The organism is Flavobacterium sp. LHD-80 (assembly GCF_030929605.1).
Taxonomy (GTDB): domain Bacteria; phylum Bacteroidota; class Bacteroidia; order Flavobacteriales; family Flavobacteriaceae; genus Flavobacterium.
The window spans coordinates 138,300-163,162 of record NZ_JAVFVS010000005.1; the positions used below are offsets into that span (position 1 = coordinate 138,300).

Here is a 24,863-nt window from a genome sequence, read left to right on the forward strand (position 1 = left end):
AATGAAAAAAATTGTACTTCTTTTATTAATTGCTTCGGCGTTTTCATGTAAAAACACGCAGTCTGTTGCTTCAAAAGATAATTCAGACCCAACCAAATACATGAATTCAATCACGGCAAAAGACTTGAAAAAAATGCTTTATGTTGTTGCTTCCGATGAAATGGAAGGCCGTGAAACTGGTTCGAAAGGACAGAAAAAAGCCGGACTTTACATGATCGAGCAATACAAAAAAAATAAAATTTCGTTCCCTAAAGGCGCAACTGATTATTATCAGCATATCCCAGCGTCATTTTTAAATGCAAGACGTAATGAAAATTTACAAGATTCAGAAAATATCTGGGCATATATCGAAGGTTCTGAAAAACCAGATGAAGTTTTGGTAATTTCTGCGCATTACGATCACGTTGGAATTAAAAACGGCGAAGTTTACAATGGAGCCGATGATGATGGATCAGGAACTGTAGCAGTTATGGAAATCGCTAAAGCATTTGCAAAAGCTAAAAAAGAAGGACACGGACCAAAACGTTCAATTTTATTCCTTCATGTTACTGGTGAAGAGCATGGTTTGCACGGATCTCGTTTCTACTCTGAAAATCCATTATTCCCAATTGCAAATACAATTACTGATATCAATATTGATATGATTGGCCGTCGTGATGTTGAGCATACAAACACAAATAATTATGTATATGTAATTGGAGCTGACAGATTATCTAGTGAATTACACAATGCAGTTGTAGCTCAAAATGATAAATACATCAAAATGGACTTGGATTTTAAATTTAATGACCCAAAAGATCCGAATCATTTCTACGAACGTTCTGACCACTATAACTTTGCTAAACACGGTATTCCGTCAATCTTTTTCTTCAATGGAGTTCACGCAGACTACCACGGAAAAGACGATACCCCTGAAAAAATAGAATACGACGCTTTAACAAAAAGAGCACAGCTTGCTTTTGTACTTGCGTGGGATTTAGCTAACAGAGAAAACAGACCGGTAGTTGATAAGAAATAATCTAAGATACTAAGGTTCTAAGATGCTAAGATTCTAAGTTTTTTTTAGATTCTAAGATAAAATAAAAGGGATGAGTTTTAAAAAACTCATCCCTTTTTTATATTGTAAACTAAAGTCAAAGAAAAACTTAGAATCTTAGCATCTTAGAACCTCAGCAACTTTTTTAGTCATTCATCGAAATCAAAAACTCTTCGTTGTTTCTTGTTTTCTTGAAACGGTCGTTTACAAAATCCATAGATTCTACAGGATTCATATCTGACAGATATTTACGCATAATCCACATTCTTTGTAATGTTTTTTCGTCTAATAACAAATCGTCACGACGTGTACTTGACGAAGTAAGATCGATTGCAGGGAAAATACGTTTGTTGGCAATTTTACGATCCAATTGAAGTTCCATGTTTCCGGTTCCTTTAAATTCTTCAAAGATAACCTCATCCATTTTAGAACCAGTCTCAGTCAATGCAGTTGCAATGATACTTAACGAACCACCGTTCTCTACATTTCTTGCCGCTCCAAAAAAACGTTTAGGTTTCTGCAATGCATTTGCATCAACACCTCCACTTAAAACTTTTCCAGAAGCCGGTTGAACTGTATTGTAAGCTCTCGCTAAACGTGTAATCGAATCTAATAAGATTACAACATCGTGTCCGCACTCTACTAAACGTTTTGCTTTTTCAAGAACTATATTGGCAATTTTTACGTGCTCTTGTGGTTCTCTGTCAAAAGTTGACGCGATAACTTCACCACGAACACTTCTTTGCATATCTGTAACCTCTTCAGGACGCTCATCAATCAAAAGAACGATTAAATAAACCTCAGGGTGATTTGCCGCAATTGCATTTGCAATATCTTTAAGAAGCATTGTTTTACCCGTTTTAGGCTGTGCAACGATCATACCACGCTGTCCTTTTCCTATTGGAGAAAACAAATCGATAATACGAGTAGATATAGAACTGCCTTTTTCGGCTAATTTGAATTTTTCAGAAGGAAAAACTGGTGTCAAGTGCTCAAAGGAAACTCTGTCGCGAACAACTTGTGGATCGTGACCATTAATTTTAAGTACACGAACTAAAGGGAAAAATTTTTCTCCTTCTTTAGGAGGACGAACCACTCCTTTTACAGTATCTCCGGTTTTAAGACCGAATAATCTGATTTGTGAAGTTGACAAATAAATATCATCTGGAGAAGCTAAATAATTATAATCAGACGAACGTAAGAATCCGTAACCGTCTGGCATCATCTCAAGAACACCTTCACTTTCAATAATTCCGTCAAATTCAAAATCTGAATCTCTGAAATTATTATTCTTTTTATTTTTATGATTCGGATTTTGATTTCCGTTATTCCCATTTCCATTACCGTTTTGATTTCCATTTTGGTTTGGATTCTGATTCGGATTTTGGTTTGGGTTTTGATTTTTATTTTGATTCGGATTTATCTTTTTTGCCTGAGGAACTGTTTCTGTTTTTTCAGCAACTGGAGCTTGATTTTCAGCACCTTCTTCAGCTGTCACTTCTTTTACTGCTTCTTTTTCCTTTTGTAAAGCAACTTTTTTCTCGTAAGCCGATTTATTAAACTTAACAATTTTTGGCTCTTTTTTGTCTGCCACAGGACTTTCTGTATTTTCCTCCGCTTTTGGTACAGCCTGAATTTTTGGCTTTGCTGCAGGACTTTCCTTTTTTTCTGGAACTACTTCCTCGGCCTTATCAAATTCTAAAACTGGAGCGTTTTTTGAAGCAGCCGTTTTTTTAACTGGAACAATCCTCGCTCTTTTTGGTTTATCATCTGTTATTTCCTTTTCAGCCACAGCAGGAGCCGGCGGCGTTGCAGTCGCTTCTTGGTGCGCTAAAATCTGACCAATTAAAGCCTCTTTTTTAACACCATTAAACTTTATTGTTTTAGCTAATTTAGCTATTTCTTGAAGCTCAGAAAGCTTCATTTCTTTTAATGCAGAAATATCAAACATGAATGTTCTATGAATTTAATTATTTTAAAGGAAATACAGTAAAAAGAATAGGTAGATAAATATTTTCAATTGACCGCAGTATGAAGTGCTTACGGTATTATGATGCAATAATACGAATAAAATTTAATCATACAATAGTATTTATAAAAAAGAAAATATATTTTTGTAAAACAATTTCAAGTTATGTTACAACGAATTCAAACCGTATATTTAATTCTTACCTTTGTAATAACAGGGGTTTTACTATTTTTTATACCGCTGTGGTCATTAAATAATGGTAAAGCTTTTTACTTTATGCAAGACCAGGTTTATACTGTATTATTAGGATTAAGTACAATGCTAACGATTATCAGTATTATTTCATACAAAAAAAGACAAAATCAGTTTGTGATGAACAGACTGAACATAATATTAAATTTAATTTTATTAGGATTATTTGTATATCGCTCTCTAAATTTATCTGGAGAGACAGTTAACGCTGTTTCAGAGAAAGGTATTGGGATGTTTCTTCCTATTGTTGCTATCGTGTTATTAGTTTTAGCTAATAAGGCCATCAAAAAGGACGAAGATCTTGTAAAATCTGTAGATCGTTTGAGATAAACCTATAAACTTAATTTTTTTGTGCGAAGAGAACCCGAATATTTTATTCGGGTTTTTTTGTGCCTTTAAATGACACAAAAGAGTCTTTAATTGGTCATTTAACTAGCGCATTACCATCTAATTTTGTCTTCTTATTTCCAAAAATAATGACAACGACAAATAAAATAAGGATTCATCTCGCAGATGACCATCAAGTACTTATTGATGGTCTTACCAATTTATTACAAACCGTTCCAAATTTTGAAGTTGTAGGCAATTCACTCAACGGAAGCAGTGTTCTTAATCAGGTTACACAAAACAACGCCGATGTTTTAGTTTTAGATATAAGCATGCCTGAAAAAGACGGCATCAAAGTTTTACAAGAATTTAATGAAACAGAAAGCGATTGCAAAATCATAATTTTATCAAGCTACGATGATTTAAAGATCATTAAGGAAGTAATGAAATTAAATGCAAAAGGCTATTTAACAAAAAAATGTGCCGGCGAAAATATCATTGAAGCCATAAAAACGGTTTATAGTGGCCAAGAATATTTTTCGGTGGCTGTTAGAGAAAAGATACTTGAAAGTTTTACGCACAATACCTCAAAATCACATGAAACGCATTATTTTGAAAATTCTATTTTAACCCCACGTGAACTTGAAATTGTTAAACTAATTTCACTCGAATACAGCGGAAAGGAAATAAGCGAACAGCTTTTTATCAGTACAAATACTGTCGAAACCCACCGTAAAAACATTATGAAAAAACTGCATACAAAAAACACCATCGGCTTGGTCAAATATGCCTTAAAAAACAATTTGATTAATCCATAATTTCTCAAAACGAAATTGCGTTTAACCACTTATATTTATGCGTATAGTTAGAATTTTAGGCTTATTTTTTCTCTTCCTTTCTTTTTATGGAAATGCTGCGTTTTGTCAGCAAAAAGAAATTTCAAAAGAAAATATACAGCAAGTGTCTGCTAAAAAAACGCCAATTTCTGAAGCAAGCAAACTTCTACAACTCAGAAATAAAAAAATAATCAGTCTGACTATCGTTCTTGTTGCACTCCTATTTTTTCTCTTCTATTATTTTTATCAGAATAATAAATTGAAACAAAAAATAAAACGAAAAGACGTCAAGCAAAAAATCCTTCTCAATATTATTAATTCCGGAATTGACACTCAGGAAACCGAACGAAAGAAAATCGCTTCGTTTCTGCACGACAACATCAATTCCTTGTTGTCGTCAGCTGGACTTCACTTGAATACTTTTACAGCACAAAATAATATAGAATCAGAAGAAATCAGGAAAACAAAAGCAATTTTAAATCAAGCCCATGATCTTTTGCGTGATATGTCACATGATCTTGTCCCTAGTCTTTTGGTTCGGTTTGGTTTAATTTATGCTTTGGAAGATTTGTGTGAACGAAATTCAAATCGTTCTATAAATTTTGAATTTTCAAGCACTATTTCGACTGATAAAAGATATGTCGAAAAATTTGAAATGAAGATTTATTTTATTGTTTCGGAACTCTTTAGCAATATCATTAAACACAGTAATGCAAAAATTGCCAAAATACATTTAAAAGAAAATCGAAATACTTTTATCATTAAAATTGATGATGACGGTATGGGGTTTGACACAAAAAAAACAAGCGCAACAGAAGGTTTTGGCCTAAACCGAATAAGAGCTCGAGTTAAAAAATTTAAAGGTACATTTGAAATTATCTCAAAAGTAAATTATGGAACAACGATAAAAATAAAAATTCCGTTGCCACATTAAAAAAATTATTTTTTTCCGATTTCGATAATCTCCAGATCTTTTATTTTATCATCTTCAATAACAAAGCGAAGCATCGTTCGCATTTGATGAAAGCCACTTTTTCCTGCTGCACCAGGATTCATGTGCAGTAAATTATTCTTTTTATCGAACATCACTTTTAAAATGTGTGAATGCCCACAAATAAATAATTTAGGCGGATTCAACGTCATTTCTTCTCTGATACTTGGATTGTATTTTCCTGGATAACCACCAATGTGCGTAATCCATACGGAAACATTTTCGCACATAAAACGATTATGTAACGGAAATTCTAATCGTGCCTGTGCATCATCAATATTTCCATAAACACAACGGAGCGGTTTAAGTTTCTTAATGGTATCGGTAACATTCAAATCACCAATATCTCCAGCGTGCCAAACTTCATCTGCTTGATTAACGTATTTCAAAATAGTATCATCGATATGGCTGTGAGTATCGGAAAGAAGGAGGATTTTGGTCATTTATAAGGTTCTGAGATTCTAAGACGCTAAGGTACTAAGTTTTTTTTAAGACACTAAGATTCTAAGTTGCTAAGGGTTTAAGTTTTTAATAAAAAATCCGATTTGCTTTCACAAATCGGATTTATATCCTCACAGCTCTTGGAGACCTGTTAGGATATTTACATTGTTACTATTTCTTAGTATTTTTAGAATCTTTTGTATCCATCATTTCCATAAGTTTCATTCCTAATAATCCGCTTATAGAACCATCAGATCCAGCATTTCCTGAAATTAAAACATCTGGAATCACTTTGATATTTCCTTTTCCAATTTCTTCAGTCACTTTATAACGAGTAAAGTTGTCTCCACCCATTGCCGTAACTTGAAGTTGATAAGCCTCTGCAGTCGATTTACCAATTGCCATAATTTTCTCAGCTTCAGCTAAACCGGTTTTTGAAATTCTTTCCGCTTCTGCACTTGCATTTAGTTTTGTTGCTTCTGCCTGCGCTCCTGCTCTTGCTTTTGTAGCTTCGGCTTCAGCATTTGCACGCATTTTTGTTGCTTCAGCTTCAGCGTTAACATTTAGCTTCAAACTGGTTGCGTCTCCTTCTGCTTTTTTAACTGTTGCATCGGCAGTACGTTGTGCAATTTCAACACTTTGCGAAGCGCGAACAATTTCTTTCTGCATATCTGCAATTGCAGTTTCTTTCTCCATTCCCTGACGCTGTTCTTGCGCCATTCTTTGCGTTTGATATGTTTTTTGCTCTTCTTCAGCAAGCTTTCTGTCAGTCAAAGTTTTCATTAACGAATCTGGCGGTACAATATCTCCTATCAAAGTATCTACTGCATTTACATTGTATTCGTCAAGCACTAATTTGATATGATTTTTAGCAGATTCCTGACGTTCTTTTCTTGTTGTCAAAAACGAAATCACATCGCTGTCCTGAGCTGAGTTTCTAAAATAGTTACCAATTGTAGGCTCTAAAACCTGAGAAACCAAATTATTCATACTTCCAAAACGTGCAATTACTTTTGGCGCTTCAGCTGCCGGAACGTGAATGATTTGCGCAACGTCTAGATTAAATGGGAAACCATCTTTTGAACGAACTGTAATCGTTGACAAGTTTTTATCTAAATCGTGCGATTCGCTTCGAGCATTTGCCCAATTCAAAACCAAGTTTGTTGTTGGAACTGCCTCTAATTTTGTTGTATATTTATTAAGCGCATATTTCCCTGGTCCAAGCGGCTCCATCCAAACACCACGCTGTCCTTTTGAAACAATATTTCCGTGTTTAAAAGTATCTCCGGTAACATCCTGACCGTCTTCTCCAATATAAGAAATCACAACTCCAACGTAACCAATTGGCACATCTGTCATAGGGTTTTGTTCAATCAAAATCCCCCAAGTATTAATATAATAAGAACCTGCCAACATAACCTGAGGTTGTAAACCACGGTTTCCGCCATGCTCTAAGAATTTGTCAAAGTCTTGAAAGTTATTGTGATCTTCAACAAATTTACCAGCAATTTGACCTTGAGGAATTGGCTCACCATCCAAAGCGGTTACGATACCAATCATGTTTTCATAAATCTTGATTTGCTCTGCAACTACAATTTCAAATAAAAACGTATTAATACGATAAGATCCTGTTGTAATAAAGGCCGTTTGACGTCCTTTTTGACCGCCATTATTCAAGAACGAAGTAGCATCCTGAAAATTATCGCTTTCTACTCTTCTGGCCAAGATTCGTCCGGTTGGAATTTCCTTTCCGTCTTTACTTAAAACCAACCCAATTTTTCCTTCCGGAATAATCGTAAATCCAGTCATATCGATTGAATATTGCCAGATCCACATTCCCCAGTATAAACCTGGAGCAAGTGTTTGCGCTTGATAACCCGCTTCACCTTTGGTCGCAATAATACGGCCGTCTGGCAAAGATTTATCGGTACCAAACAAAACGAATTTTTTGGTCACTAAACCAATTTTATCCTCAGGAACGATAACCATTCCGAAGAAAACGCGTAAAATAAATTTGTAAAAAAGAATGGCGAATACAATTAAAAGTACCCACCAATAAGAAGTAATTTCATTCATAGTTTTTGATATTTAGTACTACAAACATAGGAGAAATATTTCCTGTTAAAATGAAAAAAATTAAAAATTAACATATGCCAATTTTGGACAAAAAATGTTAAAAATAGGCTCAAATTAAAACGTTGGAATTGTAAATTTCTGACACGATTTTTCATAGTGTCAACTATGATTTGCATTTTGGAGTTTAATGGTTTTTAACACAGGTTCTGAGATTCTGAGAGACTATCCCGATGCTTCGGGACTAAGATTTCTATAGCGGATTTTATTTAAATCTTTTTTTTTGTAAAGCATATTTTTCCAATTAGACGTTAGACGCACTGCTGAGGGCCTCTACGATAACGTCATGCAAAAAACCTTTGCATCTTAGCATCTTAGAACCTTAGCAACTTTTAAAAAAAACCTTTGTACCTTTGTCACTCTGAACCTTTGAACCTTTGAACCTTTACCTTGAGATATTTTATTCAATTTGCTTATAACGGAACACATTATCATGGCTGGCAATTTCAGCCAAATGCATCTTCTGTTCAGGAAACTTTAAACAAAGCGCTTTCGGTTTTACTAAATTCGCCTATAAATGTTATGGGAGCCGGACGCACTGACACAGGCGTTCATGCTTCGGAAATGTTTGGGCATTTTGATTTTGAAACCCCAATTGATGTTCCAAATTTAGTTCATAAACTGAATTCATATTTACCAAAAGACATTGCCATTTTTGACATTATATTAGTTCACGATGACGCGCATTGCCGATTTGACGCGACAAAACGAACGTACGAATATCACATCAACACTGTTAAAAATCCATTTTTACAGGAACTGAGCTGGTATTTTAATCAAAAATTAGATGTAGCTTTGATGAATGAAGCAGCAAAAATCTTATTGAATCATACCGATTTTCAGTGTTTTTCTAAAGTAAATACAGATGTAAACACATTTGATTGCACGGTTTTTGAGGCGTATTGGAAACAAGAAAAAGGTAAATTGGTTTTTACTATTTCAGCAAACCGATTTTTACGAAACATGGTTCGTTCTATTGTGGGAACTTTAGTTAATATAGGACTGCACAAAATTACACTGGCTGATTTTGAAAATATCATTGCCAGTAAAAGCAGAGAAAAAGCTGGTTTTTCAGTTCCTGCGCATGGTTTATATTTAACCGAAATAAAATACGATTATTTATAGCTGTGGGCTATAAGCTATAGGCAATAAGCTTTAAAGTTTTTGCCTAAAGCCTAAAGCCTAAAGCTTATAGCATTAAAAAAATAAATGAAAGCAAAAGCATTCGATACCGGATTATTCAAACGAATTTTAAAATATACCAAACCTTATAAATGGCGCTATTATGGCGTTATTGTTTTTGCTGTTTCATTGTCGATTTTTGCGGCGCTTCGTCCTTATTTATTAAAGCAAACGGTCGACGGCTATATCAAGACTCATGATAAGCATGGCTTGTTGATGTACATTATATTAATGGGCGTTGTACTTTTATGCGAAGTTTTTTCTCAATTCTATTTTGTGTATTGGGCCAACTGGCTTGGGCAGGATATTGTAAAAGATATTCGTAATAAGCTTTTTAAACACATTTTGAGTTTTAGAATGAAGTATTTTGATTTGGTTCCGGTTGGACAACTGGTAACGAGATCAGTTTCGGATATTGAATCGATTGCCCGTATTTTCAGCCAAGGTCTTTTCATGATTATTAGTGATTTGATGAAAATGCTGGTGGTTTTGATTTTTATGTTTTACATGAACTGGAAACTGACATGGATTGTTGTCGTAGCCATGCCAATTCTTGTTTACATTACCCGAATTTTTCAGCGTAAAATGCAAGTTGCCTTTGAAGAAGTGCGAACGCAGATTGCTAATATGAATTCGTTTGTTCAAGAACGTGTGACGGGAATGAAAATCGTACAACTTTTTAATAGAGAAAAAATCGAAGCCGAAAATTTTAGAGTAATAAACGATAAACATAGAGTTGCCTGGATTAAAACGATTCTCTATAACTCCATTTTCTTTCCAATTGCCGATATTATTTCGTCCATCACTTTAGGATTAGTGGTTGTTTTTGGCGGATTCAAAATTTTGAATGGCGATCATTTTACGACTTTTGGAGATTTGTTCTCTTATACAATGTTTATCGGAATGCTTTTTAATCCGCTTCGCCAAATTGCTGATAAATTCAATGAAATGCAATTAGGAATGATTGCAGCCAATCGTGTTTTCGATATTATTGATACACAGGATCACATTCAAGATACCGGAACGATTGAAGCTCCAGTTTTTGATGGAAGTATTGAATTCAAAGACGTTCGTTTTAGTTATATTCCGGAAGAAGAAGTAATAAAAGGTATTGATTTATCAGTCGCATCTGGACAGACAATCGCAATTGTCGGTTCAACTGGTGCAGGAAAATCGACTATAATCAACTTGCTGAACCGTTTTTATGAAATTAACAGCGGTACTATTTTTATTGACGGACATAATATTGAGAATTATACTTTGGCTTCGTTAAGAAAACAAATTGCTGTGGTTTTGCAAGATGTGTTTTTATTTGCCGATACCATATATAATAATATTACTTTACACAATCCAGAGATTACTCGCGAACAGGTTTTAAATGCTGCTAAAAAAATTGGTGTTCATGATTTTATTATGAGCCTGCCTGATAATTATGATTTTGATGTAAAAGAACGCGGTGTAATGCTTTCTTCTGGTCAACGTCAATTAATTGCTTTTTTACGTTCGTATGTGAGTAATCCGAGTATTTTGATTTTGGATGAAGCAACCTCATCAATTGATACTTATTCTGAAGAATTGATTCAGCGTGCAACGGAGACGATTACCAAAGGAAGAACTTCAATTATTATTGCACATCGATTGGCTACAATTGTAAATGCTGATAAAATTGTAGTAATGGATAAAGGTTTGATTGTTGAGCAAGGAACACATCAAGAATTGCTTAACAAAACTGATGGTTACTACAAAAACTTGTACGATTCGCAATTTTCGGTAGCAAACTAGGGCTCAAAATGCTAAAAAAACATTTATAAACGTTAAATCAGCGTTATAGAAATCATAAAACTGCTAGTCAGGGATGGTGCTTTAACATTTCATCTTTGGTTTATTATTTATCTTTGAGATAATAGAAATCAAATGTAAAAGAAAATGCCACAAAACAGATTTTATCCAGACGAACAGTTCAAAGAAATAGAAATAAATGCCTCATTACAACTTAAATACGCCATCTCAAACAGAGGTCGATTAATAAGTTTTACAGACGAAATTGAAAACGGCCGAATCCTAAAAGGCGGTTTGAGTGACGGTTATCCAACTTTCAGATTTAAGGTTAAAAAAGATGACAAAATTGTCAATAAATATCTTTTTCTATACAAATTAGTTGCCCAATATTTTATTCCGAAAACTTCTGAAGAGCAAACTTACGTTCTTCATATGGATTACAATAGAAGCAACGATGACATCAGTAATTTGCGATGGGCAACAAAAGCCGAAATGATGGCACACAGCCGAAAAAGTCCTCGTGTGATTCAGGCTAAAAAGAATCTGATTGAACACAATTTAAAAGCTGATGGCCGAAAATTAACGACCACAAAAGTGATGTTGATCAAGAAAATTCTAGCACGACCAGATCAAAAAACACGTTTAAAAATGATCGCCAAACAATTTGGCGTAAGCGAAATGCAGATTAGACGAATTGCCAGCGGTGAAAACTGGGGGCACGTTAAAGTATAATTATGAATTATGAATTATAAATTGTGAATTATTAATGTCACTCTGAACGAAGTCGAAGAGCTTTTCATCACGAAAGGCCTTCGACTTCGTTTATTTTGTCTGGTGATTTAATTTCATATTAAAACTTCCAAATCTAAAATTTCATTTCATAATTCATAATTTACAATTAACAATTTGACCATTCTCTGTGAAAAGATCAAAATCAGTGTTTGTAAAAATAAAATTTGAGGTGTTCATTTAAAATAAATCCTTAAATTCGCAATCACAAATAACAAAAGAATAAATCGGAAAATGAGTTTCGGAATTAAACCTCATTATTTCGGTATTAAATACTAAAAACCAAAAAAATGAAATACGACGTTATTGTTTTAGGAAGTGGTCCTGGAGGCTATGTAACAGCGATTAGAGCTTCACAATTGGGCTTTAAAGTAGCTGTAGTTGAAAAAGAAAACCTTGGTGGTGTATGTTTAAACTGGGGATGTATCCCAACAAAAGCATTATTAAAATCGGCTCAGGTTTTTGATTATTTAAAACATGCTTCTGATTATGGATTGAAAGTTTCTGAATTCGATAAAGATTTCCCAGCAGTTGTACAACGTAGCCGTGGTGTTGCTGAAGGAATGAGCAAAGGAGTTCAATTCTTGATGAAAAAAAACAAAATTGACGTTATTGAAGGTTTTGGAAAACTAAAACCAGGAAAAAAACTTGACGTTACAGATAAAGATAATAAAGTTACGGAATACAGCGCTGACCACATCATCATCGCAACTGGAGCTCGTTCTCGCGAATTGCCAAACTTGCCTCAAGATGGTGTAAAAGTAATTGGTTATCGTCAGGCAATGACTTTGCCTACACAACCAAAATCTATGATCATTGTTGGTTCTGGAGCAATTGGAGTTGAGTTCGCTCATTTCTATAACTCAATGGGAACTGATGTTACTATTGTAGAATTCATGCCAAACGTTGTTCCTGTAGAAGACGAAGATATCTCAAAGCAATTTGAGCGTTCTTTGAAAAAAGCTGGAATTAAAGTAATGACTAACTCTTCTGTTGAAAAAATTGATACAACAGGTGCTGGAGTAAAAGCATTCGTTAAAACTGCAAAAGGTGAAGAAGTTCTTGAAGCTGATATCGTACTTTCGGCAGTTGGAATCAAAACAAATATTGAAAACATTGGTTTAGAAGAAGTTGGAATCGCTGTTGACAGAGATAAAATCTTAGTAAACGCTTACAACGCAACTAATATTCCTGGATACTATGCAATTGGAGATGTTACTCCAGGTCAGGCTTTAGCGCACGTAGCTTCTGCTGAAGGTATCAACTGTGTGGAGAAAATCGCTGGTTTACACGTAGACCCAATCGATTACGGAAACGTTCCTGGTTGTACATACGCAACTCCAGAAATTGCTTCTGTTGGTTTAACTGAAAAACAAGCTAAAGAAAAAGGATACGAATTAAAAATTGGTAAATTCCCATTCTCAGCTTCAGGAAAAGCTAAAGCTGCCGGAACTCCAGACGGATTCGTAAAAGTAATTTTTGATGCTAAATACGGCGAATGGTTAGGATGCCACATGATTGGTGCAGGTGTTACAGATATGATTGCTGAAGCAGTTGTTGCTCGTAAACTAGAAACTACTGGTCACGAAATCTTAAAATCTATCCACCCTCACCCAACAATGAGCGAGGCTGTTATGGAAGCTGTTGCTGATGCTTACGGCGAAGTAATTCACTTGTAAAAATATACCGTTTTACGGTTACATATAATTTTCAATTTAAAATCCGATTTGTGAAAGCAAGTCGGATTTTTTATTTTCATAACTTTACCCTAAACATAGTAAGTTATGAAAGAGATTTGTATTGTTGAATTCCCATCAAATTTGGGTTTGAAAGAACCTCAACCGGGAAAAGAACCCGGAGTGAAAAATTTGCCAAAATGGTTTTGGAAACACAATTTGCATAAAGAAATCAATCCGAAAGATGTTTTAACGCTTGATGCTCCAAAATACAACAATACTAAAGATCCAGAAACGCAGATTCTAAATGCAAACACACTCGTAGAATATGCCAGAGAGCAAGCCTATTTGATCAATAATTTACTTTCACAAAATAAGTTTCCTTTCATAATTGGCGGTGACTGCAGTATTCTTTTAGGAACAGCAATTGCTTTAAAGCAAAAAGGAAATTATGGTTTGTTTTATCTTGACGGACATACCGATTTTATGGATGTTTCCTTGTCTGAAACTGGAGGAGTTGGCGGAATGGCAGCTTCAATTGTAACTGGAAACGGTCATCAAAAACTAAGCAACATTTTAAACTTATCGCCTTACATTAAAGAAGAAAATCTTTGGTGTGTGGGCAATCGTGAATATGATGATGCGTATGAAAATGAAATTCGAAATTCGTCTGCTACCTATTTAAGTTTAAAAGAGCTTAGAAAACAAGGAATTCTGAATTCTGCAACAGCATTTCTTTCTGAAATAAAAAACAAAAATCTTGACGGTTTCTTTCTTCATATTGATGTTGATGCTCTAAACGACGAAATTATGCCATGCGTTGACAGCAGAACACCAGACGGACTTTCGTATACTGAATTTAACGAACTTACTTCACACCTATTTCAAAGCGAAAAATTAATCGGACTTGAACTAACAATTCTAGATCCTGATTTAGATCCAACTGGAGAATACACGAAAGATTTTGTAACCAATATCAGCGTTACTTTTAATACATCCCGAAATAAATTCTAATACATAAAACAAGTTACTATAAAAAAAACGACTGCACTTATATTCAATATTTTATACTATTTTTACTACTGACAACCTGTTGTCACAATGCCATTTTACTTTTACTGAAATAATTAAAATGAGTTTTATGGAAACAAAAGACGGAAAACTGGCAATATACGCACCAACAAGAGCCGACTGGAGAAAATGGCTTTCAGAGAATGGTGCAAATGAAAAATCGGTTTGGTTGATTTTATTTCACAAAAAAAGCAAAACCGAGAGCGTCAATTTAATCGAAGCTACAGAAGAAGCACTTTGCTTTGGCTGGATTGACAGTTTGTGCAAAAAACGCGACGGCGAAAGTTATTACTTGACTTTTTCTCACCGAAATCCAAAAACCAGTAAATGGAGTAAAACAAACATTGAAAGAGCGGAAAGACTCATTAAAGAAAATTTAATGACCGAACAAGGCCAAAATTTAATTGATCTTGCTAAAGCGCAAGGAAAATGGATTATAGAATAATAGTACCGCATTAAGCTTAGCTAAATTCATAATTGCACTTTTAACCAAAACCATAAAACCATGATTAAAAAAATTGCATTATTCGTTTCTTTATTGATTGGAATCAGCTCTTTTGCACAGGAAAATGATTTCAAAATTCCAGATTACAAACAAATTGAAAAAGAGATTCAGGATAAAAAATCACCATTTTATTATCCTAATTTAATGGATCGTTTGGTTAAAAATGACACGTTAATGACGCATGATGAATTTCGTCATTTGTATTTTGGATATGTCTTTCAGCCTAAATACAATGCTTTCTGGCGATCTCCTGATGAAAAAAAACTAAATGAAATTTTTGAGAAGGAAAAAATGGAAACCAAAGATTATGATGAAGCTATCAAATTGATCAATCATACTTTGATTGAATTTCCTTTTGATCTTAGACAGCTAAATCTGCTGGCTTATACACATCATTTAAAAGGCGACGAAGTAAGCGCAAAAACAGCTTCGTTCAAATTTCACAGCATCTTGAATGCAATTTTATCTTCTGGCGACGGAAAAAAATGCGAGAGCGGTTTTCATGTGATTTTGGTCGAACACGAATATGTTCTTTTAAATGTTTTTGAACTCGAAAGCAAAGCACAGTCGCTTGTTGACAAATGTGATTATTTGAGTTTTGAAAAAGGCAAATACAATGTTGACGGCATTTATTTTAATATTGAAAAAATGCTCGAAAACGAAACGAAATCACTAATGAAATAAACTGATTCCTACAACCTTAAAATGATAATTACCGAAATTAGAAATAAAGATTATGAGCTATTAAGAAACTTATTCTTAATAGAAAGACAAAGAACTTTTTCATGGCTTGATCCATCTGAATTTCAATTAGATGATTTTGAAAAGCATATTCAGGGAGAAACCGTTTTGGTTGCTTTAATAAATGACATTCCGGTTGGGTTTATTTCGATTTGGATGCCAAATAATTTTATTCATCATTTGTACATTGATCAGAAATATCAAGGCAAAAATATTGGAACTGAATTATTGAAAGCCAGCATCAAAAAAACAACTTTTCCTGTTACTTTAAAGTGCTTAGAAAAAAATACCAAAGCTGTAGATTTTTATAAACGAAAAGGCTTTATCGAAAAAGAAAGAGGAAACTCAGAACACGGTACTTATATTTTATTCGAATTATCAGAAAACATAAACTAAACTTTAAACCACAAAATGAATTTAAATAATTGGACTTTTGACACATTGCCAACCGTGTTTATTGTCATATTTTTTCCGCTTTTTATTTATGTTACCTATTGGTTCTTTATTACGGGATTAATTGGATTGTATCGAATGATTCAAAGTAAAAACTGGCCATCAACTGTTGGAGAAATCACGCATGCAGAAATAAAATTTAAAGATTTCTCTTCAAATGGAGACACCTCTTTTAAATTTATTATTGAAAAAGAATACTCTTATACCGTAAAGGAAAATCAATATACATCAAAACAGACTTTACCATCTGATTCTTTGTATGCAAAAGAATTCAAACCACTTAGTAAATTTCCTGAAAGATATGGCAGTTATACAAACAGTATAAATTATGTTCATGCCGAGAAAGAATTACAAGCTACAATTGGCCGTTCAGTAAAAGTTTTTTATGATGGCAAAAAACCTCAAATCGCCTGTTTAATAACTGGTATCAATAACGAAATTTTTCTGCCTATCTTTATGGGGCTCATTTTTGGATGCGGTATAACGTATCTAACTTATCTTTTTTTGAATCCTCTTTTTGAATAATATTTTCAGATTAAATATCGAATCAAAAAAACTAAAATCATGAAAACAGAAATTCAAGATTACAACAATTCTCAAACTCCAGACGACAAAAAAATATGTGATTTGTTGGGATCTGAGATACATGCATTTCTACACGAAGCAGAAAGCAAAATCTGGCACAGACATCCGGTTTGGTTTTTAGATGGAAATCCGGTTGCTGGTTATAGCAAATTGAAAGATTCTGTGCGACTACTTTTTTGGAGTGGTCAAACTTTTGAAGAATCGGGGCTTCAAAATGAAGGAAGTTTTAAAGCTGCAGAAAAACGATATACGAATGTCGACCAAATTAATACCGATGATTTAAAAAGATGGCTCGAAAAAGCTAGAACGATTCAGTGGGATTATAAAAATATTGTGAAGCGAAAAGGCGTTTTAATCAGATTAAAATAAATTTATTTTAACTATATGATAAATTATAACGCAACCATTTAACAAAAACATCATCTTTATATCAAACCAATATAAATTTGAACCAATGAAAAAATATTACTTACTATTACTTATTATAGTTCTAAGTTCCTGTAGCAACAACGATAGCGAACCAAATGACACTAAAGCCCAAGAGTCATTAAAGGGACGTTGGAATTGGGTAAAATCTACCAGAGAACTGTCTGATATTGTTCTTACGCCTACATCGCAAAATAGAACAATTGTTTTAGAATTTTCAGGTAATTCTTATAAAACCTATGAAAATGGCAAGCTGTTATACAATAGAAAATTTTCTGTTGTAAAAAAGCCATCAGTTTATGGCGGTGAAAAAAATATGTTTGTAATCGAAGGTCTTTATTCTCTTACCAGCAAACCTTCTCAATTTGCCCCAACATATATAAATTCATTCGAAATTATTGGCGATAAACTATATATACGAGAAGAAGCGCCCCATAATGGTATAATAGAAGAATATGACCGTGTAAAATAATATTAAAAGCTAAATCAACCCTTATGAAAAAATATGTTTTACTTTTTGTCTTAATTATTCTGAGTGCTTGTAACAGCGACGATAAAAGTAAAGTTGAGAACAAAAATATAGATGAAATTGATTTGCAAGGCCGTTGGCTTTGGGTTTCCTCAACTGGCGGTTTTCAAGGCGTTACTCCTGACGCTTTAAAACAAAAATCAGAGCTTGAGTTCTCTGACAATTATGTAAGCACATACACAGATGGCCAACTGATCAAAAAACTAAAGTTTCATATTGCCATAAAAAAATCAATTTTTGGAGGAAATAAAAAAATGATTGTAATTGATAAAGAAGACCTAACTCAAGTATATTATGCGGATCGATCTTTTATTATTACTGGCAATAAACTGACTTTAAGCGAAGAATGCAGTGACTGTTTTATTTCAAAATATGAAAAAGTAAACTAAATGATGATGAAAAAAATTCTACCTATTATTTTCATGCTTTTGGCTTTTACAAGCTGTTCAAATGATGATGGAAATACTACTGCCAAAAAAAACTTGCAAGGTCATTGGCTCTGGGTCTCATCAAGTGGCGGTTATTCAGGATCGACATTGACACCTGCCACCACAAATCAGAAAAAAGAACTTGAGTTTTCTCGCGATTATATGATTTTATACATTGATGATAAATTAGTTCTAAAAGAGAAATTTGCAATAGTAACCAAAAAATCACTGCTTTATAATAAAAATAGGAAAACGATTATTTTGGAGAAAGGTTATATTCAACAATCATTTGAAATTATAGATGATGCATTGATTTTAAGTGAAGAATGCAGTGACTGTTACACGACTATATACAAGCGCATAGAATAACCCGTTTATTGATGTTTAAAAAATCGAAAAAATCTCGCTAGCCCCGATGGGAGTGGCATCCTTTAATTTTCTAAACCAAAAGCCATTGTATATGTTTTGTCCAGCTTGTTTTCGATAATCGCACCCGGAATTGTACCTGAACTTCTCTTCTCTCTGAACCTTCGAAATCTAAAAAGCACTTTTTTAGCTCGATTTCTTTTTCTTCTTTTTTTGATTTTTCTTTGTCTTCTTTACTTGCGAACATCCTTAAAGCATAACCTTCGCGATCCTGAAATAGTGAAATAGCAATGCTCATTGCGAAATGGTTTGCAATTGGTTAAAAATAAGAATTAACTTTAGATAATTAAAAAACGGCTCCAATTTTAATTGATTTATTAATTTCAAATAAATTAACCAAAATGAATATTCTAATTGTTTACTGCCATCCGAGCAAAAAATCATATACTTTTCAGGTTTTAGAAAGACTTAAAAATGTTATTTCAAAACAGGACTGGTATCTCGAAATCTCTGATTTGTACGCCTCTAATTTTCAAAGTGATTTATCTGAAACGGAATATGAAAGAGAAGGATTTGCCAAACTCGATCTTCCAATTTCTGAAGATGTTTTAGCCGAACAGAAAAAACTAGAAAATGCCGATTGTGTTATTTTTCTTTATCCGGTTTGGTGGAGCGATTGTCCGGCGAAATTAAAAGGTTGGTTTGACCGCGTTTACTCGGTTGGCTATGCGTATGGCCAAACGGAAACTTTTCCGAAAATGAAAACGGTTCCTTTTGGATTAGTGATATGCACAGCGGGCCATCCGAATGATTTTTTAAATGAAATTAAAATGGCACAAAGCATGGAAACGATTATGCTAGAAGACCGACTCGGAAAACGTTTTGAAAATAAAGAAATGGTAATTTTGGGTGGAACTTTGGAACTGGAAAAAGTGATGGAAGGGCATTTTATATTGATTGAAGAAATTCCAGCAAAAATTAAAAGTTTTCGATTTTGAAAATTAACAAATTAAATATGATCTCAAATCAAACCAAATCATTTTAATTTGTTAATTTTCAAAGGAAAATAAACACAAAAAAAAATGAACGAAACAATCGAAAAATCAGTTTTTGAAGAAATACCAACAGAAAAAATTTACTCACAAAATACTATATTAAGAGGAACTTTTTTTGCAGGGCCTTTAGTTGCTGGATATTGTATTGCAGAAAACTTCAAAACCTTCAATGATTATGAAAAAGCTAGAAACACATGGATTATCACAATTCTTTTCACTATAGGAATTATTGCTCTTGTATTTGTGCTTCCCGAGAATTTTCCAAATATAATTTTCCCCCTAATTTATAGTGGCTTAAGCGCCTATTTTATTAAAACGTTCCAAGAAAAAAATATTCAAAATCATAATGAAAGAGGTGGTGAAATTTTTAATGGCTGGAGAGTCGCTTTAATTGGTCTAATTAGCATTGCTATATTCATGGGAATTATTTTTTCTCTCGCAGTATTTCTTAATAAAGGTTTATAAAATAAAATTTGTCTGATTCCACCCTCAAAATTGTCTCTTAAACGCCCTAACTAATTGATTTTTAAAGAATAAATTTGATATACAACTTTTAAAAATCAAATAAGATGAGCACAACAAGTTTTACAACAACCATACAAGTCGATCAATCTCCTGAAAAAGTTTTTAATGCCGTTACCAATGTACGTGGCTGGTGGTCTGAAGAAATTGAAGGAAATACGGCAAAACTGCATGATGAATTTGATTATCATTTTGAAGATATTCACCGATGCAAAGTAAAATTAATTGAAGTAATTCCGAATCAAAAAATCGTTTGGTTGGTTGAAGAAAATTATTTCAAATTTACCGAAGACAAAACAGAATGGACCGGAACAAAACCAACTTTTGAGATTTCAGAAAAAGACGGCAAAACGGAACTACGTTTTACACACTTTGGTCTAACCTCCGAATATGAATGCTTTGAAATTTGCAGAGGCGCTTGGACCAATTATATTCAAAACAGTCTTAAAAAGCTGATTGAAACTGGAAAAGGCGAACCAAATGCAACGGGAAAACCACAAACAGAAAACGAAAAAAGGCTATCTGAAAACTAAAAGCAAAAACCTCAGAATCTTAGTGTCTTAGCATCTTTTTCGACTACAACAAAAGTAGATTTGGCTACAGTCCTTTTTTAGATGTTGCGCAACTTTGTAACATCTAAAATTAGAACAAATGAAAATTATACTTACAGGTTCTTTAGGGAACATCAGCAAACCTTTGGCCAATAATTTGGCACAAAAAGGACATGATATTTCGATCATTAGCAGTAAAGTTAAAAATCAATCTGAAATTGAAAAACTAGACGCAAAAGCATTAATTGGATCGGTTGAAGATTTAGATTTTTTGACCGAAAGTTTTACGGGCGCAGATGCTGTTTATTGCATGATTCCACGTGCGAATTATTTTGATCCAAATTTAGATTTAGATGCTTTTACGCGTAAAATTGGAAATAATTATGCCGAAGCAATTGCTAAATCAGGCGTAAAACGTGTGGTTTTCTTGAGTAGTATTGGAGCGCATTTAGAGAAAAATTCAGGAATTATTCAGCGCTATAATGAGATTGAAAGTGTATTGAATAAACTTTCAGATGTTTCAATCACTTTTATGCGTCCAACTTCTTTCTATTACAATTTGCTGGCTTATATTCCGATAATCAAAAATCAAGGTATCATCGCTGCCAATTATGGCGCTGATTCTATTATTCCGTGGGTTTCTCCAAATGATATTGCAGACGCAATTGCTGAAGAACTTACAACTCCGCTTGACGGAAAAAAAGTTCGTTATGTTGCCAGTGAAGAACTTTCTGGTCATGAAACCGCGCGTATTTTAGGCGAAGCGATTGGAAAACCAGATTTAAAATGGATTTTAACCACCGATCAGGAAACTTTGAATGGTTTGATTGCTGTGGGAATGCAACCAAAAATTGCTGAAGGTTTAGTCGAAATGTACGCCGCACTTTACAATGGTTTATTAGGCGAAGATTATTACCAAAATCGACCTGCAGAAATGGGGAAAACAAAACTTGCAACATATGCAAAAGAATTTGCTTCGATTTACAATCAGAAATAAGTAACTTAGACTATGGCAAATCTTCAACCACACCGAATAAAAACCATCAGCGAATTTCATGAATTTAGAGATTTGCCAAAACCGCAGCATCCGTTAATCAGCGTTTATAATTTTGAAGATCTTAAATATCTCAACGAAGCCGAACCAAAAAGCTTAATGTTGGATTTTTATTCGATTGCGCTCAAAAGAAATTCGAATGCAAAAATGCGCTACGGTCAACAAGAATATGATTTTAAAGAAGGTGTTTTAATGTTTATTTCGCCAGGCCAAGTTTTTTCAATCGAAGGAAATTCAGAACTGCAACATACAGGATGGTCATTATTGATCCATCCTGATTTTTTATGGAATACACCTTTGGCACAAAAAATCAAACAATATGACTATTTTGGTTATGCGGTTCACGAAGCACTGCATCTTTCTGATAAAGAAGAAAATATGCTTATCAGTATTATAAAAAATATTCAGCAGGAATATCAATCCAATATTGATAAATTTAGCCAAGATGTTATTATTGCTCAAATTGAATTATTTCTAACTTATTCTGAGCGTTTTTACAACCGACAATTTATTACCCGAAAAATAAGCAATCATCAAATATTAGCTCGGTTGGAAAAATTACTTGAAGAGTATTTCAACGATCTTTCTTTATCAAAAAAAGGTTTGCCAACAGTTCAGTTTATTGCCGAAAACTTAAATGTTTCGCCCAATTATTTAAGTGGTTTATTAAAGTTGCTCACGGGTCAAAGCACACAACAACATATTCACAATAAATTAATCGAAAAGGCTAAAGAAAAACTTTCGACAACCAGTTTGTCAATCAGTGAAATTGCATTTGAATTAGGTTTTGAACATCAACAATCCTTCAGCAAATTATTCAAAACTAAAACAAATGTCTCGCCTTTAGAATTCAGACAATCATTCAATTAAAAATTATTTCGATACATGTAATTCATAATTTTTATAAATTAGTGCTTCTAAAACCCTAATTTATGAACCCTATTTTAAGAAATACTTTGGCCGTTATCATTGGTCTTTTTGTTGGAAGCATTGTAAACATGAGTATAATTTTAATAAGCGGTTCGATTATTCCGCCTCCAAATGGCGCTGATAATACTACGATGGAAGGACTTAAAGCAACTATGCATTTGTTTGAGCCTAAACATTTTCTATTTCCATTTTTAGCACACGCTATCGGGACATTTGCGGGAGCTGCAACAACTGCAATAATTGCATTTAATCATAAAAAGAAATTGGCACTGGTTATTGGCGCTTTCTTTTTATTAGGCGGTATTATAAGTGTTTGTTCGCTTCCATCGCCAATGTGGTTTACAGTTGTCGATTTAGTTTTTGCTTATATTCCAATGGCATATCTGGCTTTAAAATTAACCTGTAGAAGAAAACCTCAACTCCACTAAAATGAACAGCAAGCCTATAAATGTTAAACCAGCCAAAATGTGCTACGAACATATTGGCGGAAAACTAGGCCAACTACTTGCCATAACTTTTGCTGAAAAAGGATGGATTGCCAAAAAAAATCCAGCTGATAAACATTTTTATATTACCGAAATTGGCCTAACAGAATTCGGAAAACTCGGCATTGATCTTTCTGAAATAAAACTCGAAGATTTCTAAAAAACAACGATCAATTACTTAATACTGTAGCTTCAAATTTCTTAACTTAGTTCGCTTTTATATTTAAAGATCATGACTAGGAAAGAAATTGCCCGAGACTTCTTAAAACTTGCTGCCAAAGGGCATTCGCACGAAGCGTTCCGACTTCACGTTGGCAAAAAATTCAAACATCATAATGCCTATTTTAAAGGTGATGCCGATACTTTGATGCTAGCAATGGAAGAATCGGCAAGAACAAATCCGAACAAGATTTTCAAAATTCATCATATTTTAGAAGATGATAATCTGGTTGCAGTCCATTCGCATTTAAAACAAAGTCCGACAGACTTGGGATTTGCCGTTGTTCATATTATGAAATTTAAAGCCGATAAAATTGTAGAACTTTGGGATTTAGGACAGCAAATTCGCCCGGAGACTATTAACGAAAACGGAATGTTTTAAATTAATTATTAATGGTGAATTGTTAATTGTAAATTAAAAAAAATAACAATTATAAACATTAGCCTCAACATTTTACAATTATCAATTTATAATTCACAATTAAAAAGATGACCTTTTTATCCAAAACACTTTCTCTATTTTCTTTAATTTTTCTTTTTTCAAATTGTAATTCTTTTGCCCAGAAAAAAGATGATTATGTGGCCAAAATCGACAGTCTTGTCCAAAATACTTCGCCTATTTTTAATGGTGTTATTCTGATTTCAAAAAATGGGAAAACATTGTATTCTAAAGTAAAAGGCGTTACTGATTTCGATACCAAAAAACCTTTAAAATTAGACAGTCAATTTGAAATCATGTCCAACAGCAAATTGATAACGGCTGTTTTGATTTTATTAGAAGTTGAAAAAGGAAAAGTAGAACTGAATGCGCCAATAAAAAAATATTTGCCAGAATTGACGCAAACTTGGGCCGATTCGGTTACGGTTCACCAGCTTTTAAATCACACGCACGGAATTGTTGATTTGAAAAAACCTTTGGCTTTTAAGCCAGGAACGCGTTTTGAATACGGAAATCTGAGCAATACGCTTCTTACGAAAATTATTGAAAATGTGTCTCAAAAAAGCTATTCAGAAATAGCAAACGCTCTTTTCAAAAAACTAAAAATGAAAAATACCTATTGTTATTCAAAAGATAAAAATCAAAATTTAGTTACTGGATATATTAATTCTGGCGGAACTTTTGAAAAAGTAACCAAAACTCAGATTACACCACAAAGTTTAGGCGCTGACGGGGTCGTTTCAACAGTAAATGATCTGGCAATTTGGAACAACAATCTTCATAAAGGAAAAATTCTAAAACCAGAAACTTATAAGTCGATGCTTAATTATAACATAACTTCTGAACATGATTTCTTCGGAAAAGAATATGAAGGTTATGGCTACGGAATTAGAATTGTTGAAAAAGAAGCAGTAAAATACATTGGTCATACTGGTTTAGGTGACGGATTTTCATCTGTAAATTTATATTTCCCAGAAAGTAACATTAGTTTGATTATTATGGAAAATCAGATGAATAAAAATGCTGATTTGTTTTATATATCCGAATTTAAAATCAAAAATATTCTTTTGAGAAGCGATTTACTAAAATAAAA

The 24,863-nt window shown here is 33.5% G+C and carries 30 protein-coding genes; 26 read left to right on the forward strand and 4 right to left on the reverse strand.

Features of this window, described 5'->3' with window-relative positions:
- Position 1: 1 nt before the first annotated feature.
- Positions 2-1,018 (forward strand): M28 family peptidase, encoded by a 1,017-nt coding sequence (locus RB619_RS08600; RefSeq protein ID WP_308096404.1) that lies wholly within the window; start codon positions 2-4, stop codon positions 1,016-1,018.
- 163 nt (positions 1,019-1,181) lie between these two features.
- On the opposite strand, the gene rho is transcribed toward RB619_RS08600, so the two are convergent.
- Positions 1,182-2,987, reverse strand: a complete 1,806-nt coding sequence (gene rho / locus RB619_RS08605) for a transcription termination factor Rho (RefSeq protein WP_308096406.1) — start codon at positions 2,985-2,987, stop codon at positions 1,182-1,184.
- 183 nt (positions 2,988-3,170) lie between these two features.
- Here rho and RB619_RS08610 point away from each other — a divergent pair, with 183 nt between their 5' ends.
- From RB619_RS08610 to RB619_RS08620, 3 genes are all read left to right on the forward strand, one after another.
- Positions 3,171-3,587 (forward strand): DUF4293 domain-containing protein, encoded by a 417-nt coding sequence (locus tag RB619_RS08610; protein ID WP_308096408.1) that lies wholly within the window; start codon positions 3,171-3,173, stop codon positions 3,585-3,587.
- Between the two features lie 146 nt (positions 3,588-3,733).
- Positions 3,734-4,402 (forward strand): response regulator transcription factor, encoded by a 669-nt coding sequence (locus RB619_RS08615; RefSeq protein WP_308096410.1) that lies wholly within the window; start codon positions 3,734-3,736, stop codon positions 4,400-4,402.
- 277 nt (positions 4,403-4,679) lie between these two features.
- Positions 4,680-5,354: an ATP-binding protein gene (locus tag RB619_RS08620; protein WP_308096412.1), complete on the forward strand. Its 675-nt coding sequence runs from the start codon at positions 4,680-4,682 to the stop codon at positions 5,352-5,354.
- Between the two features lie 5 nt (positions 5,355-5,359).
- Here RB619_RS08620 and RB619_RS08625 read toward each other — a convergent pair whose 3' ends face one another.
- On the reverse strand, positions 5,360-5,854 hold the full coding sequence (locus RB619_RS08625) for a metallophosphoesterase family protein (RefSeq protein WP_308096414.1): 495 nt from the start codon (positions 5,852-5,854) through the stop codon (positions 5,360-5,362).
- 169 nt (positions 5,855-6,023) lie between these two features.
- Positions 6,024-7,928 (reverse strand): SPFH domain-containing protein, encoded by a 1,905-nt coding sequence (locus RB619_RS08630; RefSeq protein WP_308096416.1) that lies wholly within the window; start codon positions 7,926-7,928, stop codon positions 6,024-6,026.
- Positions 7,929-8,375: 447 nt separating this feature from the next.
- On the opposite strand from RB619_RS08630, the gene truA reads away from it, so the two are divergent.
- The 13 genes from truA (at position 8,376) to RB619_RS08695 (ending at position 18,518) form a co-directional block, all read left to right on the forward strand.
- Positions 8,376-9,110: a tRNA pseudouridine(38-40) synthase TruA gene (gene truA / locus RB619_RS08635; protein ID WP_308096418.1), complete on the forward strand. Its 735-nt coding sequence runs from the start codon at positions 8,376-8,378 to the stop codon at positions 9,108-9,110.
- A gap of 84 nt (positions 9,111-9,194) precedes the next feature.
- Positions 9,195-10,949 carry an ABC transporter ATP-binding protein gene (locus RB619_RS08640; RefSeq protein WP_308096420.1) on the forward strand — a complete coding sequence of 585 codons (1,755 nt, stop codon included), beginning with the start codon at positions 9,195-9,197 and terminating at the stop codon, positions 10,947-10,949.
- 144 nt (positions 10,950-11,093) lie between these two features.
- On the forward strand, positions 11,094-11,678 hold the full coding sequence (locus tag RB619_RS08645) for an NUMOD4 domain-containing protein (protein ID WP_155101820.1): 585 nt from the start codon (positions 11,094-11,096) through the stop codon (positions 11,676-11,678).
- Between the two features lie 347 nt (positions 11,679-12,025).
- A complete protein-coding gene (lpdA, locus tag RB619_RS08650; protein ID WP_308096423.1) occupies positions 12,026-13,414 on the forward strand; it encodes a dihydrolipoyl dehydrogenase in 1,389 nt (462 codons plus the stop codon).
- A 105-nt stretch (positions 13,415-13,519) separates the two neighbouring features.
- The gene (locus RB619_RS08655) at positions 13,520-14,425 is read left to right on the forward strand and encodes an arginase family protein (RefSeq protein WP_308096425.1); all 906 of its coding nucleotides are present in this window, start codon (positions 13,520-13,522) and stop codon (positions 14,423-14,425) included.
- A gap of 127 nt (positions 14,426-14,552) precedes the next feature.
- Complete coding sequence (locus RB619_RS08660; protein WP_308096427.1) at positions 14,553-14,927, forward strand: hypothetical protein; 375 nt, start codon at positions 14,553-14,555, stop codon at positions 14,925-14,927.
- Positions 14,928-14,987: 60 nt separating this feature from the next.
- The gene (locus RB619_RS08665) at positions 14,988-15,671 is read left to right on the forward strand and encodes a DUF4919 domain-containing protein (RefSeq protein WP_308096429.1); all 684 of its coding nucleotides are present in this window, start codon (positions 14,988-14,990) and stop codon (positions 15,669-15,671) included.
- A gap of 21 nt (positions 15,672-15,692) precedes the next feature.
- A complete protein-coding gene (locus RB619_RS08670) occupies positions 15,693-16,124 on the forward strand; it encodes a GNAT family N-acetyltransferase (protein ID WP_308096431.1) in 432 nt (143 codons plus the stop codon).
- A 15-nt stretch (positions 16,125-16,139) separates the two neighbouring features.
- A complete protein-coding gene (locus RB619_RS08675; RefSeq protein ID WP_308096433.1) occupies positions 16,140-16,706 on the forward strand; it encodes a DUF3592 domain-containing protein in 567 nt (188 codons plus the stop codon).
- Between the two features lie 39 nt (positions 16,707-16,745).
- Positions 16,746-17,135 (forward strand): DUF1801 domain-containing protein, encoded by a 390-nt coding sequence (locus RB619_RS08680; RefSeq protein WP_308096435.1) that lies wholly within the window; start codon positions 16,746-16,748, stop codon positions 17,133-17,135.
- An 85-nt stretch (positions 17,136-17,220) separates the two neighbouring features.
- A complete protein-coding gene (locus RB619_RS08685) occupies positions 17,221-17,664 on the forward strand; it encodes a hypothetical protein (RefSeq protein ID WP_308096437.1) in 444 nt (147 codons plus the stop codon).
- Between the two features lie 23 nt (positions 17,665-17,687).
- Positions 17,688-18,110 carry a hypothetical protein gene (locus RB619_RS08690; protein ID WP_308096439.1) on the forward strand — a complete coding sequence of 141 codons (423 nt, stop codon included), beginning with the start codon at positions 17,688-17,690 and terminating at the stop codon, positions 18,108-18,110.
- On the forward strand, positions 18,111-18,518 hold the full coding sequence (locus RB619_RS08695) for a hypothetical protein (protein ID WP_308096441.1): 408 nt from the start codon (positions 18,111-18,113) through the stop codon (positions 18,516-18,518). It abuts the gene before it with no gap.
- A 70-nt stretch (positions 18,519-18,588) separates the two neighbouring features.
- Here the strand turns inward: RB619_RS08695 and RB619_RS08700 are convergent, their stop codons facing one another.
- A complete protein-coding gene (locus RB619_RS08700; RefSeq protein WP_308096443.1) occupies positions 18,589-18,813 on the reverse strand; it encodes a hypothetical protein in 225 nt (74 codons plus the stop codon).
- A gap of 103 nt (positions 18,814-18,916) precedes the next feature.
- On the opposite strand from RB619_RS08700, the gene RB619_RS08705 reads away from it, so the two are divergent.
- The 9 genes from RB619_RS08705 to RB619_RS08745 all read left to right on the forward strand — a co-directional run bounded on the left by RB619_RS08705 (position 18,917) and on the right by RB619_RS08745 (position 24,861).
- Positions 18,917-19,513, forward strand: coding sequence for an NAD(P)H-dependent oxidoreductase (locus tag RB619_RS08705; RefSeq protein WP_308096445.1), 597 nt, complete (start codon positions 18,917-18,919; stop codon positions 19,511-19,513).
- 84 nt (positions 19,514-19,597) lie between these two features.
- Positions 19,598-20,035 carry a hypothetical protein gene (locus RB619_RS08710; RefSeq protein ID WP_308096447.1) on the forward strand — a complete coding sequence of 146 codons (438 nt, stop codon included), beginning with the start codon at positions 19,598-19,600 and terminating at the stop codon, positions 20,033-20,035.
- A 104-nt stretch (positions 20,036-20,139) separates the two neighbouring features.
- Positions 20,140-20,625: an SRPBCC domain-containing protein gene (locus RB619_RS08715; RefSeq protein ID WP_308096449.1), complete on the forward strand. Its 486-nt coding sequence runs from the start codon at positions 20,140-20,142 to the stop codon at positions 20,623-20,625.
- A 118-nt stretch (positions 20,626-20,743) separates the two neighbouring features.
- Entirely contained in the window at positions 20,744-21,640 is an 897-nt protein-coding gene (locus RB619_RS08720) for an NmrA family NAD(P)-binding protein (protein WP_308096451.1), read from the forward strand.
- Positions 21,641-21,652: 12 nt separating this feature from the next.
- Entirely contained in the window at positions 21,653-22,567 is a 915-nt protein-coding gene (locus RB619_RS08725; RefSeq protein ID WP_308096453.1) for a helix-turn-helix transcriptional regulator, read from the forward strand.
- 62 nt (positions 22,568-22,629) lie between these two features.
- Positions 22,630-23,055 carry a hypothetical protein gene (locus RB619_RS08730; protein WP_308096455.1) on the forward strand — a complete coding sequence of 142 codons (426 nt, stop codon included), beginning with the start codon at positions 22,630-22,632 and terminating at the stop codon, positions 23,053-23,055.
- A gap of 1 nt (position 23,056) precedes the next feature.
- Positions 23,057-23,272: an ArsR family transcriptional regulator gene (locus tag RB619_RS08735; RefSeq protein ID WP_308096458.1), complete on the forward strand. Its 216-nt coding sequence runs from the start codon at positions 23,057-23,059 to the stop codon at positions 23,270-23,272.
- A gap of 72 nt (positions 23,273-23,344) precedes the next feature.
- Positions 23,345-23,713, forward strand: a complete 369-nt coding sequence (locus RB619_RS08740; protein WP_308096460.1) for a nuclear transport factor 2 family protein — start codon at positions 23,345-23,347, stop codon at positions 23,711-23,713.
- 107 nt (positions 23,714-23,820) lie between these two features.
- Positions 23,821-24,861, forward strand: a complete 1,041-nt coding sequence (locus RB619_RS08745) for a serine hydrolase domain-containing protein (protein WP_308096462.1) — start codon at positions 23,821-23,823, stop codon at positions 24,859-24,861.
- Positions 24,862-24,863: the final 2 nt, after the last annotated feature.

Excerpts from the sequence above, each read along its gene's own strand:
- RB619_RS08740 (WP_308096460.1), top strand. The coding sequence starts at position 23,345 with ATGACTAGGAAAGAAATTGCCCGAGACTTCTTAAAACTTGCTGCCAAA.
- rho (WP_308096406.1), bottom strand. The coding sequence starts at position 2,987 with ATGTTTGATATTTCTGCATTAAAAGAAATGAAGCTTTCTGAGCTTCAA.
- RB619_RS08640 (WP_308096420.1), top strand. The coding sequence starts at position 9,195 with ATGAAAGCAAAAGCATTCGATACCGGATTATTCAAACGAATTTTAAAA.
- RB619_RS08745 (WP_308096462.1), top strand. The coding sequence starts at position 23,821 with ATGACCTTTTTATCCAAAACACTTTCTCTATTTTCTTTAATTTTTCTT.
- RB619_RS08660 (WP_308096427.1), top strand. The coding sequence starts at position 14,553 with ATGGAAACAAAAGACGGAAAACTGGCAATATACGCACCAACAAGAGCC.
- RB619_RS08655 (WP_308096425.1), top strand. The coding sequence starts at position 13,520 with ATGAAAGAGATTTGTATTGTTGAATTCCCATCAAATTTGGGTTTGAAA.
- RB619_RS08630 (WP_308096416.1), bottom strand. The coding sequence starts at position 7,928 with ATGAATGAAATTACTTCTTATTGGTGGGTACTTTTAATTGTATTCGCC.
- RB619_RS08700 (WP_308096443.1), bottom strand. The coding sequence starts at position 18,813 with ATGAGCATTGCTATTTCACTATTTCAGGATCGCGAAGGTTATGCTTTA.
- RB619_RS08610 (WP_308096408.1), top strand. The coding sequence starts at position 3,171 with ATGTTACAACGAATTCAAACCGTATATTTAATTCTTACCTTTGTAATA.
- RB619_RS08625 (WP_308096414.1), bottom strand. The coding sequence starts at position 5,854 with ATGACCAAAATCCTCCTTCTTTCCGATACTCACAGCCATATCGATGAT.
- RB619_RS08645 (WP_155101820.1), top strand. The coding sequence starts at position 11,094 with ATGCCACAAAACAGATTTTATCCAGACGAACAGTTCAAAGAAATAGAA.
- RB619_RS08670 (WP_308096431.1), top strand. The coding sequence starts at position 15,693 with ATGATAATTACCGAAATTAGAAATAAAGATTATGAGCTATTAAGAAAC.
- RB619_RS08680 (WP_308096435.1), top strand. The coding sequence starts at position 16,746 with ATGAAAACAGAAATTCAAGATTACAACAATTCTCAAACTCCAGACGAC.
- RB619_RS08710 (WP_308096447.1), top strand. The coding sequence starts at position 19,598 with ATGAACGAAACAATCGAAAAATCAGTTTTTGAAGAAATACCAACAGAA.
- RB619_RS08705 (WP_308096445.1), top strand. The coding sequence starts at position 18,917 with ATGAATATTCTAATTGTTTACTGCCATCCGAGCAAAAAATCATATACT.
- RB619_RS08715 (WP_308096449.1), top strand. The coding sequence starts at position 20,140 with ATGAGCACAACAAGTTTTACAACAACCATACAAGTCGATCAATCTCCT.
- lpdA (WP_308096423.1), top strand. The coding sequence starts at position 12,026 with ATGAAATACGACGTTATTGTTTTAGGAAGTGGTCCTGGAGGCTATGTA.
- RB619_RS08685 (WP_308096437.1), top strand. The coding sequence starts at position 17,221 with ATGAAAAAATATTACTTACTATTACTTATTATAGTTCTAAGTTCCTGT.
- RB619_RS08720 (WP_308096451.1), top strand. The coding sequence starts at position 20,744 with ATGAAAATTATACTTACAGGTTCTTTAGGGAACATCAGCAAACCTTTG.
- RB619_RS08675 (WP_308096433.1), top strand. The coding sequence starts at position 16,140 with ATGAATTTAAATAATTGGACTTTTGACACATTGCCAACCGTGTTTATT.
- RB619_RS08695 (WP_308096441.1), top strand. The coding sequence starts at position 18,111 with ATGATGATGAAAAAAATTCTACCTATTATTTTCATGCTTTTGGCTTTT.
- RB619_RS08615 (WP_308096410.1), top strand. The coding sequence starts at position 3,734 with ATGACAACGACAAATAAAATAAGGATTCATCTCGCAGATGACCATCAA.
- RB619_RS08735 (WP_308096458.1), top strand. The coding sequence starts at position 23,057 with ATGAACAGCAAGCCTATAAATGTTAAACCAGCCAAAATGTGCTACGAA.
- RB619_RS08665 (WP_308096429.1), top strand. The coding sequence starts at position 14,988 with ATGATTAAAAAAATTGCATTATTCGTTTCTTTATTGATTGGAATCAGC.
- RB619_RS08725 (WP_308096453.1), top strand. The coding sequence starts at position 21,653 with ATGGCAAATCTTCAACCACACCGAATAAAAACCATCAGCGAATTTCAT.
- RB619_RS08600 (WP_308096404.1), top strand. The coding sequence starts at position 2 with ATGAAAAAAATTGTACTTCTTTTATTAATTGCTTCGGCGTTTTCATGT.
- RB619_RS08690 (WP_308096439.1), top strand. The coding sequence starts at position 17,688 with ATGAAAAAATATGTTTTACTTTTTGTCTTAATTATTCTGAGTGCTTGT.
- RB619_RS08730 (WP_308096455.1), top strand. The coding sequence starts at position 22,630 with ATGAACCCTATTTTAAGAAATACTTTGGCCGTTATCATTGGTCTTTTT.